General features: G+C 70.0%; 13 protein-coding genes. 7 read left to right on the top strand and 6 right to left on the bottom strand.

From position 1 onward, the window contains the following. Positions 1–22 precede the first annotated feature (22 nt). The 5 genes from ACZ7HQ_RS06725 to ACZ7HQ_RS06705 all read left to right on the top strand — a co-directional run bounded on the left by ACZ7HQ_RS06725 (position 23) and on the right by ACZ7HQ_RS06705 (position 6,907). A complete protein-coding gene (locus tag ACZ7HQ_RS06725) occupies positions 23–1,822 on the top strand; it encodes a methylmalonyl-CoA mutase family protein (protein ID WP_470985638.1) in 1,800 nt (599 codons plus the stop codon). Next, complete coding sequence (gene scpA / locus ACZ7HQ_RS06720) at positions 1,822–3,996, top strand: methylmalonyl-CoA mutase (protein WP_470985635.1); 2,175 nt, start codon at positions 1,822–1,824, stop codon at positions 3,994–3,996. The genes ACZ7HQ_RS06725 and scpA overlap by 1 nt, the downstream gene beginning before the upstream one ends. A gap of 7 nt (positions 3,997–4,003) precedes the next feature. Continuing rightward, on the top strand, positions 4,004–5,008 hold the full coding sequence (gene meaB / locus ACZ7HQ_RS06715; protein WP_470985633.1) for a methylmalonyl Co-A mutase-associated GTPase MeaB: 1,005 nt from the start codon (positions 4,004–4,006) through the stop codon (positions 5,006–5,008). A gap of 233 nt (positions 5,009–5,241) precedes the next feature. Beyond that, on the top strand, positions 5,242–5,763 hold the full coding sequence (locus tag ACZ7HQ_RS06710; protein ID WP_470985630.1) for a regulator component: 522 nt from the start codon (positions 5,242–5,244) through the stop codon (positions 5,761–5,763). Next, a complete protein-coding gene (locus ACZ7HQ_RS06705; protein ID WP_470985628.1) occupies positions 5,750–6,907 on the top strand; it encodes an MAB_1171c family putative transporter in 1,158 nt (385 codons plus the stop codon). Before ACZ7HQ_RS06710 ends, ACZ7HQ_RS06705 begins: the two co-directional genes overlap by 14 nt. Before the next feature lie 46 nt (positions 6,908–6,953). Here ACZ7HQ_RS06705 and ACZ7HQ_RS06700 read toward each other — a convergent pair whose 3' ends face one another. Both ACZ7HQ_RS06700 and ACZ7HQ_RS06695 read right to left on the bottom strand, forming a co-directional pair. Then, on the bottom strand, positions 6,954–7,775 hold the full coding sequence (locus ACZ7HQ_RS06700; protein ID WP_470985626.1) for an SDR family NAD(P)-dependent oxidoreductase: 822 nt from the start codon (positions 7,773–7,775) through the stop codon (positions 6,954–6,956). A gap of 197 nt (positions 7,776–7,972) precedes the next feature. Continuing rightward, a complete protein-coding gene (locus ACZ7HQ_RS06695; protein WP_470985623.1) occupies positions 7,973–8,539 on the bottom strand; it encodes a TetR/AcrR family transcriptional regulator in 567 nt (188 codons plus the stop codon). Positions 8,540–8,690: 151 nt separating this feature from the next. On the opposite strand from ACZ7HQ_RS06695, the gene ACZ7HQ_RS06690 reads away from it, so the two are divergent. Then, positions 8,691–10,160 (top strand): MFS transporter, encoded by a 1,470-nt coding sequence (locus ACZ7HQ_RS06690; RefSeq protein WP_470985621.1) that lies wholly within the window; start codon positions 8,691–8,693, stop codon positions 10,158–10,160. 147 nt (positions 10,161–10,307) lie between these two features. Here the strand turns inward: ACZ7HQ_RS06690 and ACZ7HQ_RS06685 are convergent, their stop codons facing one another. Beyond that, positions 10,308–11,732, bottom strand: coding sequence for a non-reducing end alpha-L-arabinofuranosidase family hydrolase (locus tag ACZ7HQ_RS06685; protein ID WP_470985619.1), 1,425 nt, complete (start codon positions 11,730–11,732; stop codon positions 10,308–10,310). Between the two features lie 700 nt (positions 11,733–12,432). On the opposite strand from ACZ7HQ_RS06685, the gene ACZ7HQ_RS06680 reads away from it, so the two are divergent. Next, positions 12,433–13,866 (top strand): endo-1,4-beta-xylanase, encoded by a 1,434-nt coding sequence (locus tag ACZ7HQ_RS06680; protein WP_470985616.1) that lies wholly within the window; start codon positions 12,433–12,435, stop codon positions 13,864–13,866. Between the two features lie 200 nt (positions 13,867–14,066). Here the strand turns inward: ACZ7HQ_RS06680 and ACZ7HQ_RS06675 are convergent, their stop codons facing one another. From ACZ7HQ_RS06675 to ACZ7HQ_RS06665, 3 genes are read right to left on the bottom strand one after another with little or no spacing between them, the layout of a single operon-like run. Beyond that, positions 14,067–15,077 carry an aldose epimerase family protein gene (locus ACZ7HQ_RS06675; RefSeq protein ID WP_470985614.1) on the bottom strand — a complete coding sequence of 337 codons (1,011 nt, stop codon included), beginning with the start codon at positions 15,075–15,077 and terminating at the stop codon, positions 14,067–14,069. 17 nt (positions 15,078–15,094) lie between these two features. Further along, positions 15,095–15,877 (bottom strand): ATP-binding cassette domain-containing protein, encoded by a 783-nt coding sequence (locus ACZ7HQ_RS06670; protein WP_470985611.1) that lies wholly within the window; start codon positions 15,875–15,877, stop codon positions 15,095–15,097. Then, complete coding sequence (locus ACZ7HQ_RS06665) at positions 15,874–16,908, bottom strand: ABC transporter permease (protein WP_470985608.1); 1,035 nt, start codon at positions 16,906–16,908, stop codon at positions 15,874–15,876. Before ACZ7HQ_RS06665 ends, ACZ7HQ_RS06670 begins: the two co-directional genes overlap by 4 nt. Between the last annotated feature and the right edge of the window lie 58 nt (positions 16,909–16,966).

Genomic DNA, 16,966 nt, shown 5'->3' with positions numbered 1-16,966 from the left:
GCGCTGCCCTAGCATCCGAGCCATGACGGTCCTGCCTGACGACGGGCTCTCACTGGCCGCCGAGTTCCCTGACGCGACACACGAGCAGTGGCAACGCCTGGTGGAGGGCGTGCTGCGCAAGTCGGGCAAGGAAGTCTCGGGCGAGGCAGCTGAGGACGCTCTGTCCACGACGCTGGAGGACGGGCTGCGCACCCGGCCCCTCTACACCGCGCGCGACGGCGCACCCGACCCCGGCCTGCCCGGCTTCGCCCCGTTTGTGCGCGGCAGCCGGCCCGAGGGCAACACCGCGGGCGGCTGGGACGTACGGCAGCGGCACACCGCCCTCGCCGACGGCGCCGTCCTGGCCGACCTGGAGAACGGCGGCACCTCGCTGTGGCTCGTGCTGGGCGAGGGCGGCATCCCCGTCGACAGCCTGGGCCGGGCGCTGGAGGGCGTGTACCTCGACCTGGCGCCGGTCGTCCTGGACGCGGGCCGGGACACCGGGCAGGCCGCCGAGGCGCTGCTGCGGCTGTACGCGGACAGGGGCGTCGACGCCGAGGCCGTACGCGGCAATCTGGGCGGCGACCCGCTCGGGTACGAGGCCCGTACCGGAACCGCCCTGGACTTCGCTCCGTACGCCGCTCTGGCCCGGCGCTGCGCCGAGCGGTACCCGGGGCTGCGCGCGCTCACCGTGGACGCGCTGCCGTACCACGAGGCGGGCGGTTCGGCCGCGCAGGAGCTGGGCGCCTCGCTCGCCACCGGGGTGGCCTGTCTGCGGTACCTCACCGAGGCGGGACTGAGCGTCGAACAGGCCGCGTCCCAGCTGGAGTTCCGCTATTCGGCCACCGCCGACCAGTTCCTCACCATCGCCAAGCTGCGCGCCGCGCGCCGGCTGTGGGCCCGGGTCGCGGAGATCTGCGAGGCCCCCGGCGCGCAGGTGCAGCACGCGGTGACCTCACCGGTGATGATGGCCCGCCGCGACCCGTGGGTGAACATGCTCCGTACGACGGTCGCGACGCTGGCCGCCGGGGTCGGCGGCGCCGACTCCGTGACCGTGCTGCCGTTCGACCACGCGCTCGGCCTGCCCGACGCGTTCTCCCGGCGGATCGCCCGCAACACCTCCACGATCCTCATCGAGGAGTCCCACCTGGCCCGGGTCATCGACCCGGCGGGCGGCTCCTGGTACGTCGAGCGGCTGACCGACGAACTCGCCCACGCCGCCTGGGAGTTCTTCCAGTCGATCGAGCGCGACGGCGGTCAGGCGGCCGTGCTGCGCTCCGGCCGGCTGCGCACCGACCTCGCGACGACCTGGGCGGAGCGCTCCAAGAAGCTCGCCAAGCGGCGCGAACCCATCACCGGCGTCAGCGAGTTCCCGCTCCTCGCCGAGAAGCCGGTGAAGCGCGAGCCCGCGCCCGAACCGCCGTCCGGCGGGCTGCCGCGGGTGCGTCGCGACGAGGCGTACGAGGAACTCCGCGCCCGCTCCGACGCCCACCTGGCCGCGACCGGCACCCGCCCGCGCGTCTTCCTCACGACGATCGGCTCGGCCGCCGAGTACACCGCCCGCGCGACGTTCGCCTCGAACCTCTTCCAGGCCGGCGGCGTCGAGCCGGTCACCGGGGGCCGCTTCGAGGACAGCGGGGCCACCGAGGCCGTGCTGTGCTCCAGCGACGCCCGGTACGCCGAACAGGCCGAACAGGCCGCCGAGGCGCTGCGCGCGGCCGGCGCCCGGCATGTGTTCCTGGCGGGCCGCGGCGAGTACGCCGGCATCGACAGTTACGTCTTCGCGGGCTGCGACGCAGTGGACGTGCTGTCCGCGGCCCTCGACCGCATGGGAGTGTCCTGATGGGAATCCCCGACTTCTCCGGCATCGAGCTGGGGACCCCGGTCGCCGACGGCGGTGCCGATCAGTGGCGGGCGGCCGTCAAGCGGGCGACCGGGAGCGAAGAGCCGCTGTGGGAGACCCCGGAGGGCATCGGGGTCAAGCCGCTGTACACCGGTCGTGACCTGGAGGGCCTGGACTTCCTGGGCACCTACCCGGGCATCGCGCCGTATCTGCGCGGCCCCTACCCGACGATGTACGTCAACCAGCCCTGGACGATCCGCCAGTACGCGGGCTTCTCCACCGCCGAGGAGTCCAACGCCTTCTACCGGCGCAACCTGGCGGCCGGTCAGAAGGGCCTGTCGGTCGCCTTCGACCTGCCCACCCACCGCGGCTACGACAGCGACCACCCGCGCGTGACCGGGGACGTCGGCATGGCGGGCGTGGCCATCGACTCGATCTACGACATGCGCCAGCTGTTCGACGGGATCCCGCTGGACAGGATGACCGTGTCGATGACGATGAACGGCGCCGTGCTGCCGGTGCTGGCGCTGTACATCGTGGCGGCCGAGGAGCAGGGCGTACCGCCCGAGAAGCTGGCCGGGACCATTCAGAACGACATCCTCAAGGAGTTCATGGTCCGCAACACCTACATCTATCCGCCGAAGCCGTCGATGCGGATCATCTCGGACATCTTCGCGTACACCTCGCAGAAGATGCCCCGCTACAACTCCATCTCCATCTCCGGCTACCACATCCAGGAGGCCGGTGCCACGGCCGACCTGGAGCTGGCGTACACGCTCGCGGACGGCGTGGAGTACATCCGGGCGGGCCGGGAGGCGGGCCTGGACGTCGACGCGTTCGCCCCGCGCCTGTCGTTCTTCTGGGCGATCGGCATGAACTTCTTCATGGAGGTCGCGAAGCTCAGGGCGGCCCGGCTGCTGTGGGCCAAGCTGGTCTCGCAGTTCGAGCCGGCGAACACCAAGTCGCTCTCCCTGCGCACCCATTCGCAGACCTCGGGCTGGTCGCTGACCGCGCAGGACGTGTTCAACAACGTCACGCGTACGGCCGTGGAGGCGATGGCGGCGACCCAGGGCCACACCCAGTCGCTGCACACCAACGCCCTGGACGAGGCGCTCGCCCTGCCGACCGACTTCTCGGCGCGCATCGCCCGCAACACCCAGCTGCTCATCCAGCAGGAGTCGGGCACCACCCGGGTCATCGACCCGTGGGGCGGCAGCGCGTACGTGGAGAAGCTGACGTACGACCTCGCGCGCAAGGCCTGGGCGCACATCCAGGAGGTCGAGCAGGCGGGCGGCATGGCCCAGGCCATCGACGCCGGCATCCCGAAGCTGCGCGTGGAGGAGGCGGCCGCCCGTACGCAGGCCCGCATCGACTCCGGGCGCCAGCCGGTGATCGGCGTGAACAAGTACCGCGTCGAGAACGACGAGGCGATCGAGGTCCTGAAGGTCGACAACTCCTCCGTACGCGCCCAGCAGATCGAGAAGCTGCGGCGGCTGCGCGCGGAGCGGGACGAGCAGGCCTGCCAGGACGCCCTCGACGCCCTCACGCGGGCGGCCGACGGCAAGGAGAACCTGCTGGAGCTGGCCGTGCGGGCGGCCCGCGCCAAGGCGACCGTCGGTGAGATCTCCGACGCCCTGGAGAAGGTGTACGGACGGCACGCGAGCCAGATCCGTACGATCTCCGGCGTGTACCGCAACGAAACAGGCCAGTCGCCGTCCGTGGACCGCACCCGCGCCCTGGTGGACGCCTTCGAGGAGGCCGAGGGGCGCCGGCCGCGCATCCTGGTCGCCAAGATGGGCCAGGACGGCCACGACCGCGGCCAGAAGGTGATCGCCACCGGCTTCGCCGACCTCGGTTTCGACGTCGACGTCGGCCCGCTGTTCCAGACGCCGGAGGAGGTCGCCCGGCAGGCGGTCGAGGCGGACGTGCACGTGGTCGGGGTGTCCTCGCTGGCCGCCGGTCACCTCACGCTCGTACCGGCGCTGCGCGAGAAGCTCGCCGAGGAGGGCCGCGAGGACATCATGATCGTGGTCGGCGGAGTCATCCCGCCGCAGGACGTGCCGACGCTGCGGGAGATGGGCGCGGCGGAGGTGTTCCTGCCGGGCACGGTCATCCCGGACGCGGCCTACGACCTGGTGAAGCGGCTGTCGGCCGACCTCGGCCACGAGCTGTAGAGCCGCGATGGCTGCGATCGGTCTCGACACCTATGTGAAGGGTGTGCTCGACGGGAAGCGGGCCCTGGTGGCCCGCGCCATCACGCTCGTCGAGTCCACCCGGCCGCAGCACCGGGCGCTGGCGCAGGAGTTGCTCACCGAGCTGCTCCCGCACAGCGGCCGGGCGCGGCGGATCGGCATCAGCGGCGTGCCGGGGGTCGGCAAGTCGACCTTCATCGACGCGTTCGGCACCCTGCTGACCTCGCTGGGCCATCGGGTCGCGGTCCTCGCCGTGGACCCGTCCTCGACCCGCACCGGCGGCTCGATCCTCGGCGACAAGACGCGCATGGAACGCCTGGCGGTCGATCCGGCGGCCTTCGTCCGTCCCTCGCCGAGCGCGGGCACGCTGGGCGGGGTCGCGAAGGCCACGCGGGAGTCGATGGTGGTGATGGAGGCGGCGGGCTACGACGTGATCCTCGTCGAGACCGTCGGCGTGGGCCAGTCGGAGACCGCGGTCGCCGACATGGTCGACTCCTTCCTGCTGCTCACCCTGGCCCGCACCGGCGACCAGCTGCAGGGCATCAAGAAGGGCGTCCTGGAGCTGGCCGACGTGATCGCCGTCAACAAGGCGGACGGTCCGCACGAGCGCGACGCGCGGGCGGCGGCACGGGAGTTGGCGGGCGCGCTGCGGCTCATGCACGGCAAGGACGCGTTCTGGACTCCGCCGGTGCTGCACTGCAGCGCCCGTGAGTCGACGGGCCTCGAGACCGTGTGGGAACGGCTGGAGCAGCACCGCACGCTGCTCGACTCCACCGGGCGGCTGGCCGCCAAGCGGCGCGACCAGCAGGTCGGCTGGACATGGGCGATGGTCCGCGACGAACTGCTCGGCCGGCTGCACGCCGCCCCGGCGGTGCGCGAGGCCGCACCCGACCTCGAACGGCAGGTCAGGGAGGGCCGGTTGACGGCGACGCGGGCCGCGGAACGCATCCTGGAGGCGTTCGAGGAGCGCGCGACTCCCCCGGCCGGAGCCTGAGCGACGGGTCTCCACACCGGTCTGAGCCCGGCTCGGTCGCGGCTCGCTCGGGGCTTGCTCGGGGCTTGACCGCCGGGTTTGAGCCAAAGGCCGGGCACAAGGCGGGCCGGGCTTGGTCAGAGCGGCGGACGGTTGGTTAGCCTGGTTCGCCGAGGAGATCCGCGCGAGTACGGGCCGTAAGCGCGACGTGAGGTGCCACGGGCTGTCTTCATCGGGAGGGGGCAGGACAGCAAGTGAGGACAACCGGTGAGTACGTCGCGTTGCAGCGCAGGTGCCTGGCCATCCTGCGCGACCTCGGCGTGCAGCGCTCCCTCCCCTTCGACGCGCTGCGCGAGCGGGTCGAGGAGCTGAGAGGCCGTCCGCTCGTCCTCCAGGAACTGCCCGAGCACGTCGCGGCGATCGGGGTGTGCGGGCTGTGGATGGGCACCGACAAGGCCGACTACGTCTTCTACGAGGCCCGGACCGCGCCCCTGCACCGGGAGCACATCATCCTCCACGAGATCGGCCATGTGCTCTGCGATCACCACCGGGGCGCCACCGACAGAGGCGACGACCTGGCCGGTCTGCTGGTCGGCGATCTCCAGCCGCATGCCCTCAAGCGGCTCATGGCCCGCACCAGTTACACGACCAGCGAGGAACAGGAAGCCGAGATGATCGCCAGTCTGATACAGAGCGCCGGCAAGTCCGGTCGCCCGGCCGGCCCCCTGGGGCGGCTCGGTGCCTTCCTGGGAGTGACGGCCGTTGACCGCGACTGAGCTGGCGGACCAGGTCGGAGTCTGCAGCGTCATCACCCTGTGGATCGCCCTCGCCTGGCGGGCGGGTCCCGCGCTGCGCCTGCCCAACCAGCGGGGACTGTGGCTCACGGTTTTCGCCGCGACCATCGCCATCACGCTCTTCCAGCCAAAGGTCGTGGAGCGGTTCACGGCGCTCGGCGCCGGCGCCCACACGGTCTCGCTGACCCGCAACCTGATCGGCGTGCTGAGCGCGGGACTGGTCCTCGTCTTCATCGTCGACTCCACCCGGGCCCGGCACCAACGCGTCACCGTGATCCTGGGCCTGGTGACGGCGCTGGGTTCGCTGCTCGCCCTGGACCTGCTCGGCGTCGACCAGACGGCCGCACCGGCGTCGGCCCAGGGACCGGCCACTCCCTCGTCCCTGTACTGGCTGATCCTCGTCGTCGCCCATCTGGTCGGTGACGCCGCCGCCGTCCTCGTCTGCTGGCCGTACAGTCTGCGGACGGACGACCGGGACCTCGTGTGGTCGCTCCGGCTGTTCGCGATGGGGAGCGTCCTGGCCCTGGTCTTCTGGTCCGGCTACCTCTACCACCTCTACGTGCCCGACCAGGACCTGTTGCCCTACCTGTCCGTGATCATCAGTGTGCACGGCCTCTTCCGCGCGGCCTCGCTGCTGGTGCCGACCGCGACCGCCGTCGCCCGGTCCATGGCGGCGCTGCGGACCGTCTGGCAGCTGTGGCCGCTGTGGCGCGATCTCGTGGTCGCGGTCCCCCAGGTGTCCCTCGCCGGCCCGCAACGAACCCGGCTGGAGGCGGTGCTGCGGCCGCGCTCCTCGTGGGCGCTGCAGGCACACCGGCAGATCATCGAGACGTACGACGCGCTCCTGGAACTGCAGCAGTACGTCCGGCCCGGGGCGTACGACACGGCACACCGGGAGGCGAGCCGTGCGGGGATGCGCGGCGATCGTCTTACGGCAGCGGCACTCGCCGGCGCGCTGGGCGAGGCCCGGCAGGCCAAACTCGCCGGCGCGGCACCCTCCGACCCGTGCCCGCTGCCCGGCGTCGACCGCGGCAGCCCCGCGACACTGCTGGCGATCGCCCGGACATGGCCCGCGCCTCCCCCCACCGACGCGGTCCTCGCCACACCCGGCCCGCACCGCCCCTGACCAGCGGGGGCGGTGGAACGGGACCTGTCGGTCGCGCGGCGGGGTGTCAGAGCGTGGTGCCGCCGCGCGGGGCGATGTCGAAGTCGAAGGCGACGGTGCCGGGGTCGATCGCGGTGGCCCCGCCGTCCACGGTGAGCACCGCGCCGCTGACGAAGGACGCCGCCGGAGAGAGCAGCCAGCTGATCGCCTCGGCGACCTCACGCGGCTCGCCCGGCCGGCCCAGCGGCAGGAGACTGGTCGCCTGCTGGTAGGCGGCCTCCGTGCCACCGTCCCCCAGGCCGGCCTCCTGGGCGAACCGCGCCATGCGCCGGTCGGCCATCTCCGTCCTGATCCAGCTGGGGCACACGACGTTGGCGCGCACTCCCTGCCGCCCGTAGTCGACGGCGACGGAACGGCACAGCTGCAGCAGGGCGGCCTTCGAGGTGGCGTACGGGGCGTTGCTCGTGCCGTTGCGCAGCGCGGAGACCGATGCGACGCCGACCACCGCGCCACGCGTCTTCACCAGGTGCGGCATCGCCGCCCGCAGGAGGAACATGGGGCCGTTGACGTTCGTACGCATGACGTCGTCCCACTCCTGCAGCGACAGGTCCCCGGCGGTGCCGCCGCGTCCGATGCCCGCGTTGAGCACCAGCCCGTCGAGTCGTCCGTAGGCGTCGAGGGTGGCGCGGACGAGAGCGTCGACGGCGGCGGGGTCACCCGCGTCGGACGGGTGCGCCAGCACCCCGGCCTCCTTCTCCAGCCGCCGCAGCGGTTCTTCGCGCCGCCCGGAGGCGACCACGTGGTGGCCGCCCTCGCACAGCAGCCGTGCGGTGGCTTCGCCGATGCCCGAGCCCGCGCCGGTCACGATGACAACTCGTTTGTCCGTCACTGTTGTTCGACCCTCTGTCCGAAATCACAAAACGGCTTCGATCGTAGACGGGGTGATCGTCCGCGGGCATGGCCACCGGCGATGTTCGGACACCGCTCGGGTGCCGTCGTACTCGGCGCAGGCTGGTGCGCAGGCCGCAGCCTGACGCCTACGACCCGCACCTGGACGCCAGGCTGATCGCGGGAACCGGGTCGAGGTCACAGCAATCGGTCGACCAGCCCGTCGATGTAGTCCGGGGTGAGCGGGCCCATGCCGAACAGGACGCGGATGTACATCGGCGCCAGGATGTGGTCCAGCACGTCGAACGCGTCGGGTGCCTGTTCGCCACGGTCGCGGGCGCGATCGAGCATGGACTGCAGTTGGCGGGTACGTTCGGCGCGGAGGTCGGCACCAGCCTGCAGGCCCTGCTGACCGCTGCTCGACAGGGCGACGGCCAGGTGGAGCACCGCCGGACCGTCGGGTCCGGTGATCTCGCGGGCCACTTGGGCCGCGTACGTGCGCAGGTCGCCGGCGAGGCTCCCGGTGTCGGGCATCGGCGACTGCGTGTTGAGGCGGGTGAGCGCCACGTCGGTGAGCAGGGTTTCCAGGTTGCCCCACCGGCGGTAGATGCTGCTGTCGGCCACGCCTGCGCGGGCTGCGACGTCGCCGACGGTGAAGTTGCCGTAGCCGCGCTCGCTGATCAGGTCGGTGACGGCCTGGTGCACCTGCGCGCCGACGCGGGCGCTGCGCCCGCCGGGCCGACGGGCTCGCTGTCGCTCGTTCATGCCCCCACCTTAACGCAGTCACGACTTGCGTTTATGAGGCGACCCTCCTTATAGTCAGCTAACGCAGTCGCAGACTGCTTTAGAGAGCTCAGGTGTATCGACATCCGCGTCGAGCGCGACCGGGCGCAACTACCGATTGAGGGGGATCCCCATGGCCGCATCGCATGCGACCGTAGGCAATCGATCGAACCGGGCTGTGCTGCTCGGGGTGACCTGCCTGGGCCAGTTCATGGTCCTGCTCGACAACACGATCGTGGGAGCGGCGCTGCCCGATATGCAGCACCGGCTGCACACTCAACTGACCGGTCTGCAATGGATCGTCGACGCATACGTACTGCTGGTCGCCATGCTGCTGCTGTCCGGCGGTGTCTTCGCCGACCGGTTCGGCCGCAAGCGGGTGTACCTGACCGGCGCGGCGGTGTTCACCGCCGCGTCGCTGCTGTGCAGTCTCGCGCCTTCGCTCGGCTGGCTCATCGCCGGCCGGGTGCTGCAGGGCATCGGGGCCGCGGCGCTCAGCCCCGCCTCGCTCGCCCTGCTCGCCGCCGCCCATCCCGTGCCGCAAGAACGAATCAAGGCGATCGGGATGTGGGCCGGATTCAGCGGAATCGGTCTGGCCGCAGGCCCCGTGGCCGGCGGCGTGCTGACAGAAGCCTTCGGCTGGCCCGCCATCTTCCTGGTCAATCTGCCCATCGGCGTCGTCCTGCTGCTGGTCGGCCTGCGCCACCTCGGCGAGTCCCGCAATCCGAGCGCCCCCGCGATCGACATCCCGGGCACGGTGCTGTCCGTTCTGGCGGTGGGGGTACTGACCTACGGGCTGATCGAGGGCGGTGCCCGCGGCTGGACCTCACCGGTCATCCTGGGAAGCTTCGCCGCCGCAGCGATCCTCGTCGCCGCCTTCGTCGCCGTCGAAGCGCGCCGCTCCGCACCGATGCTGCCGCTGCGGCTGTTCCGGCAGCGCCTGTTCACCGTGTCCAACACCGCCATGATCGTGGTGGGGTTCGCGCTCATGGGCTCGTCGTTCTTCTTCTCCCAGTTCTTCGTGTACGTCCAGGGCAGCTCGGTCCTGCGCGCCGGCCTGCAGACCCTGCCGGTATCCCTCGCCATGGTGATCGTCAGCCCGTACGCGGGCCGGCTCGCCGCCCGCTACGGCTTCCGAATCGTGGTCACCACCGGCCTGGCCCTGGCCGGCCTGGGACTGCTGGCGCTCGGTATGGTGCACGCCGACACCGGCTACGGGAACGTGTGGTGGCGGCTCGGACTCGCCGGCAGCGGCTTCGCCCTGGCCATGTCCCCGCTGACAGGCGCCGCCATCCAAGCAGTCAGCCCGCAGGAGGGCGGCCTCGCATCAGGCATCAGCAGCACCACTCGGCAGATCGGCGCGGTGCTCGGCGTGGCGGTGCTCGGAGCCATCGTCCGCACCCGGCAATCCGGCGGCGCCTCCTTCGAGGCCGGCCTCAACAGCGCCTTCCTCGCTGCGGGCGCCGTCACTTTGGCCACCGCCGTGTTCACCGGCCTGTGGCTGGCGAGGTCCAAGCCCGCGGAAGGCTCCGCGGCGCCGCAGCGATCCATCGATCCAGGTGCGGTCACCACCTCGAACGAGGCACCCGTGAACAGCCGTTGACTCCGGGCCCGAGAGCGCCTGACAGTCCAGCGCATGACGTCGAATCGGGGTCCTGCCCCAGCAAAGGTGACGCCGGGTGGTTATGACGGAAGGCGACGGCCGGCCCGATCTGGGTGGGGCCGGCCGTCGGCGGGTGCACAGGCCGGGTCAGCGCTGCAGGGTGAGGAGGCCCGGACGCCAGGGCAGTTGGTCGTAGGGGCCGCTCGCGGAGGGGGACTTGCCCTGGTAGAGGAACTGCAGGTGGCAGGGGTCGATGGTCATGGTCTGGTCGGGGTTGTCGCGGACCAGGTCACCGTGGCTGATGTCGTTGGTCCAGGTGGCACCGCTGTTGGCCTTGCCCGCGAAGGGGTTGCTCTCGGTGGCGGCCTGCGGGGTCCACGAGCCGTTCAGGCTGGGGGCCGTGAACGAGCGGAAGTAGCGCTGCTCGTTCGCACCCCGCGCCTCGACGATCATGAGGTACTGGTTCTGGCCCCGCACCTTGTAGACCTGCGGCGCCTCGAACAGGTTCTTCACCGTGTCGCTCATGACCGTCGTGTACGACGAGCCGAAGTTGCCCGGGAAGTTCCCGATCGGCATGCTCGCCCGGTAGATCTTGCCGTTGTCACCGGCGAAGAACAGGTACATGTTCTGGTCGTCGGCGATCAGGGTCTGGTCGATCGGGGCGGCGCCCGGGATGCTGCCGGTGAACAGCGGCTGCGGCGCGGACCAGCCGTCGGGGTTGGTGGGGTCGCTCGACGTGCGGTAGACGAACGGCCACCCACCCCACTGGTACGCCAGCACCCAGATCTTCTTGGGCGCGAAGTAGAACAGCGTGGGCGCCACCGCGGCCCGGCTCATCCCGGTCTGACCGGCCGACGCCATGTCCGACCAGTTCGCGAAGGGTCGGAACATCATCGAGCCGTACGACGACCCCGACACGTTCGACGCGTAGACCAGGTGCTTGCCGTTGTACGTCACGGTGGTGAAGTCCTTCAGCGCGGCCCACCCGTTCGCCGGCTGCGCCAGCGCACCCGTCGACGTCCACCGGTACGTCGACGGCAGAGCACACGCGCCGTCCCCCGGCGGGGTCGTCCCGGACAGGCCGGTCCACTTCTGGTTGCTGCCCCCGTTGCACCTCCAGATCTGCACCGCTGTGCCGTTGGCCGTACCGGAGCCCGTAACCTCCAGGCACAGCCCGGACTCCACGCCGACGACCGTGCCGTCGGAGTTCACCCGCCACTGCTGGTTCGCACCGCCGGAGCAGGTCCAGATCTGCACCCGGGTACCGGCCGTGGTGGCGTGGCCCGGAACATCCAGGCACTTGTTGCCGTACACGGTGAGCTGGTTGCTGTCCGTCAACGTCCACTGCTGGTTGGTCCCGCCCCAGCAGTCATAGATCTGCAGATACGTGCCGTCGGTCTGGCTGGCGCCCGGCACATCGAGACACCGGCCGGAACCAACACCGCGTAAGGCGCCGCTGGAAGCCGCCTGAGCCGGGGCGGCGACGAGCATCGCCGCCAACGCGGCCAGGGCCGCAACCACGGCGGCGAGCACCACTGACGGATGCCTGCGGCTGAAACTTCCTCGGTGCATGGATACTTCCTCAACCTTGAGTAAGCGGTTCCGGTCGGCCTCGTCAGAGGCTGGCCGGACTGTCGGTGTGGTGCGGTGCAGCTCCGCGGGCAGCACGGCGGACGGCGACGGTTGGCAGGGTCATGACATGCCCAGGATGTTCGTCATGCCGAACAAGGGTCGAAGTCGAGCAACCCGGATGATAGAGAACCGGCGAACGGCGTCAATACCTCTCGCATGTATCGCCGCCAATTCCGAAACATTCGGAGCACCGCACGCCGACCAGTGCACGTCACACCGTCAAGAGGCTGGCTCGTAAGCGACTTGACCCTGGAAGAGAGCGATGTGCGGACGGTGCGGACACTCGGTCGACGCTGCCTCAAACGCCCGTGGCACAGCGAAATTTACGCATGCCGCCGACGGCAGCACCGGGGGTCGCCTTCTGCTTTTTACCGTGACCGAAAGTTTCGTACGCCAATCGGAAATTTCTTCGGCAGTGAGTATTGACGATCCACACTCACGCCTCAATCATTCCTGTCTGAGAAACCGGCCCTGTGACGGTCCCCCGGCTGAGCCGCGATGGAGTACCCCATGACTGCGGTGTCCGGTGATTCCGTGCTGCCTGGGCTCCGACCCGCCCCGTCCGTCTGCCGGACGGGGCCGGACGACGCAGTCTTCTGCGCTTCAGTCGATCAGCGATTTCTACCTCGGAGGCACAGTCATGGGCTCGTATGCCCTTCCCAGATCCGCTATCCGCCGGAAGATCCGCGGCCTGCTGCTGGCGCTGGTCGCCGGCGTCCTCGGTGCGGTCACCGCACTGGCCGCACCGCCGACCGCACACGCCGCCGAGAACACGCTCGGCGCCGCGGCGGCACAGAGCGGCCGCTACTTCGGCACCGCCATCGCCTCGGGCAGGCTGGGCGACTCGGCGTACACGACGATCGCGAGCCGTGAGTTCAACATGGTGACGGCCGAGAACGAGATGAAGATCGACGCCACCGAACCACAGCGGGGCCAGTTCGACTTCACCGCCGGCGACCGCGTCTACAACTGGGCGGTGCAGAACGGCAAGCGGGTGCGCGGTCACACCCTGGCATGGCACTCCCAGCAGCCCGGCTGGATGCAGAGCCTCAGCGGCAGCTCACTGCGCCAGGCGATGATCGACCACATCAACGGCGTCATGGGCCACTACAAGGGCAAGATCGCCCAGTGGGACGTCGTGAACGAAGCCTTCGCCGACGGCAGTTCGGGAGCCCGGAGGGACTCCAACCTGCAACGCACGGGCAACGACTGGATCGAGGTCGCCTTCCGCACCGCGCGCGCCGCCGACCCGGCGGCCAAGCTCTGCTACAACGACTACAACATCGAGAACTGGACCTGGGCCAAGACCCAGGCCGTGTACGCCATGGTCCGGGACTTCAAGCAGCGCGGCGTGCCGATCGACTGCGTCGGGTTCCAGTCGCACTTCAACAGCGGCAGCCCCTACAACAGCAACTTCCGCACCACCCTGCAGAATTTCGCCGCCCTCGGCGTCGACGTGGCCATCACCGAACTCGACATCCAGGGCGCCTCGGCCTCGACCTACGCCAACGTGACCAACGACTGCCTGGCCGTCGCGCGCTGCCTCGGCATCACCGTCTGGGGTGTGCGCGACACCGACTCCTGGCGATCGGGGGACACGCCGCTGCTGTTCAACGGCGACGGCAGCAAGAAGCCTGCCTACACCGCCGTCCTCAACGCACTCAACGGCGGCGGCTCCACGACGCCCCCTGCGGATGGCGGACAGATCAAGGGCGTCGGTTCGGGCCGTTGCCTGGACGTGCCCGGAGCCGGCACCACCGACGGCACCCAGCTCCAGCTGTGGGACTGCCACAACGGCACCAACCAGCAGTGGACGTACAACGACGCCGGCGAGCTCAAGGTCTACGGCAACAAGTGCCTGGACGCCGCCGGCACAGGCAACGGTTCCAAGGTCCAGATCTACAGCTGCTGGGGCGGCGACAACCAGAAATGGCGCCTCAACTCCGACGGATCCATCGTCGGCGTCCAGTCCGGCCTCTGCCTCGACGCCGTCTCAGGCGGCACCGCCAACGGCACCCTGATCCAGCTCTACTCCTGCTCGAACGGCAGCAACCAACGCTGGACCCGTACCTGAGGGGGCCTGCCACAAACGAAGGGGGGAAGCCGTGACAGCCCACGGTGCGGCTTCTCCCGCCCCTCCGCAAGGACATCGCTGACGGTCCCGGGTCGCCGCCGTGGTGGCGGCGAGGGCGAACACCGTGGCCGGGAGCTCGCCTTCCGTCCGGGGCACGGTTTCCGAGCCGACACCCTGCGTAGATGTCGGCACGTCCGTTGTCAGGTTCCCGGGACGTACGCGGCACCGAAGCTGAACTGCCGGCACCGACCGGGTTCCAGGGCGAGGGCGGTGGTGTGTTCGGCGCGGTTGAAGGCATTGGTCATGGTCTCGACGGGTTCGAGTGCGATGGAGGCGCGCCGGTCGCGGGCCAGGGTGTCTCCGGTGAAGACGTGCATGAAGCCGCCGTACTGCCAGACGCGCAGTTCCTCGCCGGTGGCCGGTTCAGTAAGTACTGTCTCGATCCGCCCGCCAGGGCCGGGGGCCAGGTCCGCGTAGCAGGCGTCGATGACCGCGTCACCGAGTCGTTTCGGTGCCCGGAAGTCCATGTCCGGGCAGTCGTCCAGAGGAAGCAGGGCGGCATCGCCGGAGAGTGGGATGAGGGATGCGTCGGTGCGGATGACGGTGTGCGCTGGGATCTGCAGGACCAGGTCATCGATGGACTGCGACAGAGTGAAGTACGGGTGCCAGCCCGCCGCGTAGAGGGCGGTGGTGTCGCCCACGTTCGTCGCACGGATGTCGATGCCCAGCTCCCGGGCGGTGACGGTGTATTCGGCTTCGAGATCAAGGGCGAACGGGTAGCCGGGGTGCCGGCCCGGTCTGATGCTCGTGGTGCGCAGGAGCAGGCGGGCGGAGTCGGCGGTCGTGGTGGCGTGGGCGAGTTCGAACGGTGCCTCGCGTGCGAAGCCGTGGTAGATCGTGCGGTCGCCATGGTGGCCGGGCAGCAGGTCGTGGTCCTGGCCGTCGTAGCTGTAGCGGCCATCGGCGACGCGGTTGGGAAAGGGGGCCAGCAGGCCGGCTCGTACGCCGTCCTGGGAGAGGAGTTCCATTTCGTCGCGGTAGCCGTCCGTCAGCTCCTTCAGCGATCCGGTCTCTTCGCGCCTGACCTGCCAGCTCAGCAGGGTTGCTCCGCGCAGGGCGACGACGACGTGGACGGTGTCGTCCGGTGCGGAGACGACAAGGGTGGGTTCGCCGCCGAGGCGGTTCTCGTCGATCCGGTACTCGGCGGTCATGTCCCCTGGTGTTCCCTTCAGCTCGCTTCGGGGGCGAGCTTCTTCGCGCCCGTCATGATGGCCACCGCGTCCTCCATGGAGTGCGACTGCGGGGTGATGACGCCCGCGCAGCCGCCGAGTCGCTGGATGTGGATGCGGTCGGCGACCTCGAAGACGTTGGGCATGTTGTGGCTGATCAGGATGATGCCGAGGCCCTGGTCACGCAGGTCGCGCACCAGTTTGAGGACCTGCCCGGTCTCGCGGACGCCGAGGGCGGCGGTGGGCTCGTCGAGGATGACGACGCGGCCGCCGAAGGCTGCCGTGCGGGCGACGGCCACGCACTGCCGCTGGCCACCCGACAGGGTCTCCACGGCCTGGTTGATGTTCTGCAGCGTGCCGATGCCGAGCCGCTTGATGTGGTCGGCGGCCTGACGCTTCATCTCGCTGGTGTCGAGCATGCGGAACACCGAGCCGAGCACGCCCTTGCGGCGGACTTCCCGGGCGAGGAACAGGTTGCTGGCGATGTCCAGCGCCGGGGCGACGGCGAGGGTCTGGTAGACCGTCTCGATGCCGGCTTCGCGGGCGTCCTGGGGCCGCTTGAAGTGGACCTCCCTGCCGTCGACGAAGAGGCTGCCCTGGTCGGGAACGAGGGCTCCGGACAGGCACTTGATCAGCGTGGACTTGCCGGCGCCGTTGTCGCCGATGACGGCCAGGACCTCGCCGGGGTGGAGGGTGAGGTCGACGTCGTTCAGGCCGACGACCTTGCCGAAGAGCTTGACCAGGCCCTTGGCTTCGAGGACGGGGGCGGTGGCGGTGGTCACGACTTCACACTCCGGATCCACTGGTCGACGGAGACAGCCGCGATCACCAGGATGCCGACTGCGAGGACTTGGTAGTTGGGGTCGATGCCGGCCAGCGCGAGACCGTTGACGAAGACCTGGACGATGAGCGCACCGATCAGCGAGCCGAGCACCACGCCGCGTCCGCCGAACAGGCTGGTGCCGCCGATGACGACCGCGGTGATGGACTGCAGGTTGGCGTTGAGGCCACTGTTGGGGTCGCCGCCGCCGACCCGGCCGACCAGGATCCAGGCGCCCACGGCGATGGCGAAGCCGCCGACCATGTAGGCGCTGAGCAGCACCCGGTTGACGGAGATGCCGGCCAGGCGGGCGGCCTCGATGTCGTCGCCCACGGCGTACAGGTGCCGGCCCCAGGCGGTGTAGCGCAGGGCGTAGCCGATCACCGCGTACAGGGCGATCATGATCAGGACGCCGTTGGTCAGGTTCAGCTGCCCCAGAGAGACCGTGTTGGCGGTCCACATGAGGATGTTGCCCGGCTGCAGGGCGATGGTCTGGCCCTTGGCGTAGATGAGGGTGATCGCGGTGAAGATGCTCAGGGTGCCGAGGGTGACGATGAACGGCGGCAGCTTGATCTTGGTGACCAGCAGCCCGTTGACGGCCTGCGCGGCGATGGCGACGGCCGCCCCGGCGAGCAGGGCCACGACGCCCGGCCAGTGGTTGTCCGCGACGAGCTTCGACATCAGCAGCGAGGCGAGCACCATCACCGCGCCGATGGACAGGTCGATGCCGGCGGTGAGGATGATGACCGTCTGCCCGACGGCCAGCGAGCCGATGACGGCCACCTGCTGGATGACGAGCGAGAGGTTCTGCAGAGCGTAGAAGCGGTCGTTGACCAGGGAGAACACCACAGCGGCGAGTACCAGGACGATCGCCGGGCTGAGTGCGGGCTGGCGGTGCAGCACCGAGTGGATGCGCTGGGTGAGGGTGGCGGGCCGGTTGAGGATCTCCTCCGCCGGTGCCGGTGTGGCTTGAGGATCCGCGTGGGTGGTCACAGGGGGTCCTTCCGGTTCTTTCCCTCGTGCGGGCCTTCATGGGGGCCCGTGGGCCCCT

It is taken from the genome of Streptomyces sp. NPDC037290, from assembly GCF_055603245.1.
Note: the sequence above shows the minus strand (reverse complement) of the source record. Positions and strands in the feature narration are given on the sequence as shown.

Bases quoted from the DNA above. Each gene is read 5' to 3' on its own strand.
- ACZ7HQ_RS06725 (WP_470985638.1), top strand. From the start codon at position 23: ATGACGGTCCTGCCTGACGACGGGCTCTCACTGGCCGCCGAGTTCCCT.
- scpA (WP_470985635.1), top strand. From the start codon at position 1,822: ATGGGAATCCCCGACTTCTCCGGCATCGAGCTGGGGACCCCGGTCGCC.
- meaB (WP_470985633.1), top strand. From the start codon at position 4,004: ATGGCTGCGATCGGTCTCGACACCTATGTGAAGGGTGTGCTCGACGGG.
- ACZ7HQ_RS06695 (WP_470985623.1), bottom strand. From the start codon at position 8,539: ATGAACGAGCGACAGCGAGCCCGTCGGCCCGGCGGGCGCAGCGCCCGC.
- ACZ7HQ_RS06690 (WP_470985621.1), top strand. From the start codon at position 8,691: ATGGCCGCATCGCATGCGACCGTAGGCAATCGATCGAACCGGGCTGTG.
- ACZ7HQ_RS06685 (WP_470985619.1), bottom strand. From the start codon at position 11,732: ATGCACCGAGGAAGTTTCAGCCGCAGGCATCCGTCAGTGGTGCTCGCC.
- ACZ7HQ_RS06680 (WP_470985616.1), top strand. From the start codon at position 12,433: ATGGGCTCGTATGCCCTTCCCAGATCCGCTATCCGCCGGAAGATCCGC.
- ACZ7HQ_RS06675 (WP_470985614.1), bottom strand. From the start codon at position 15,077: ATGACCGCCGAGTACCGGATCGACGAGAACCGCCTCGGCGGCGAACCC.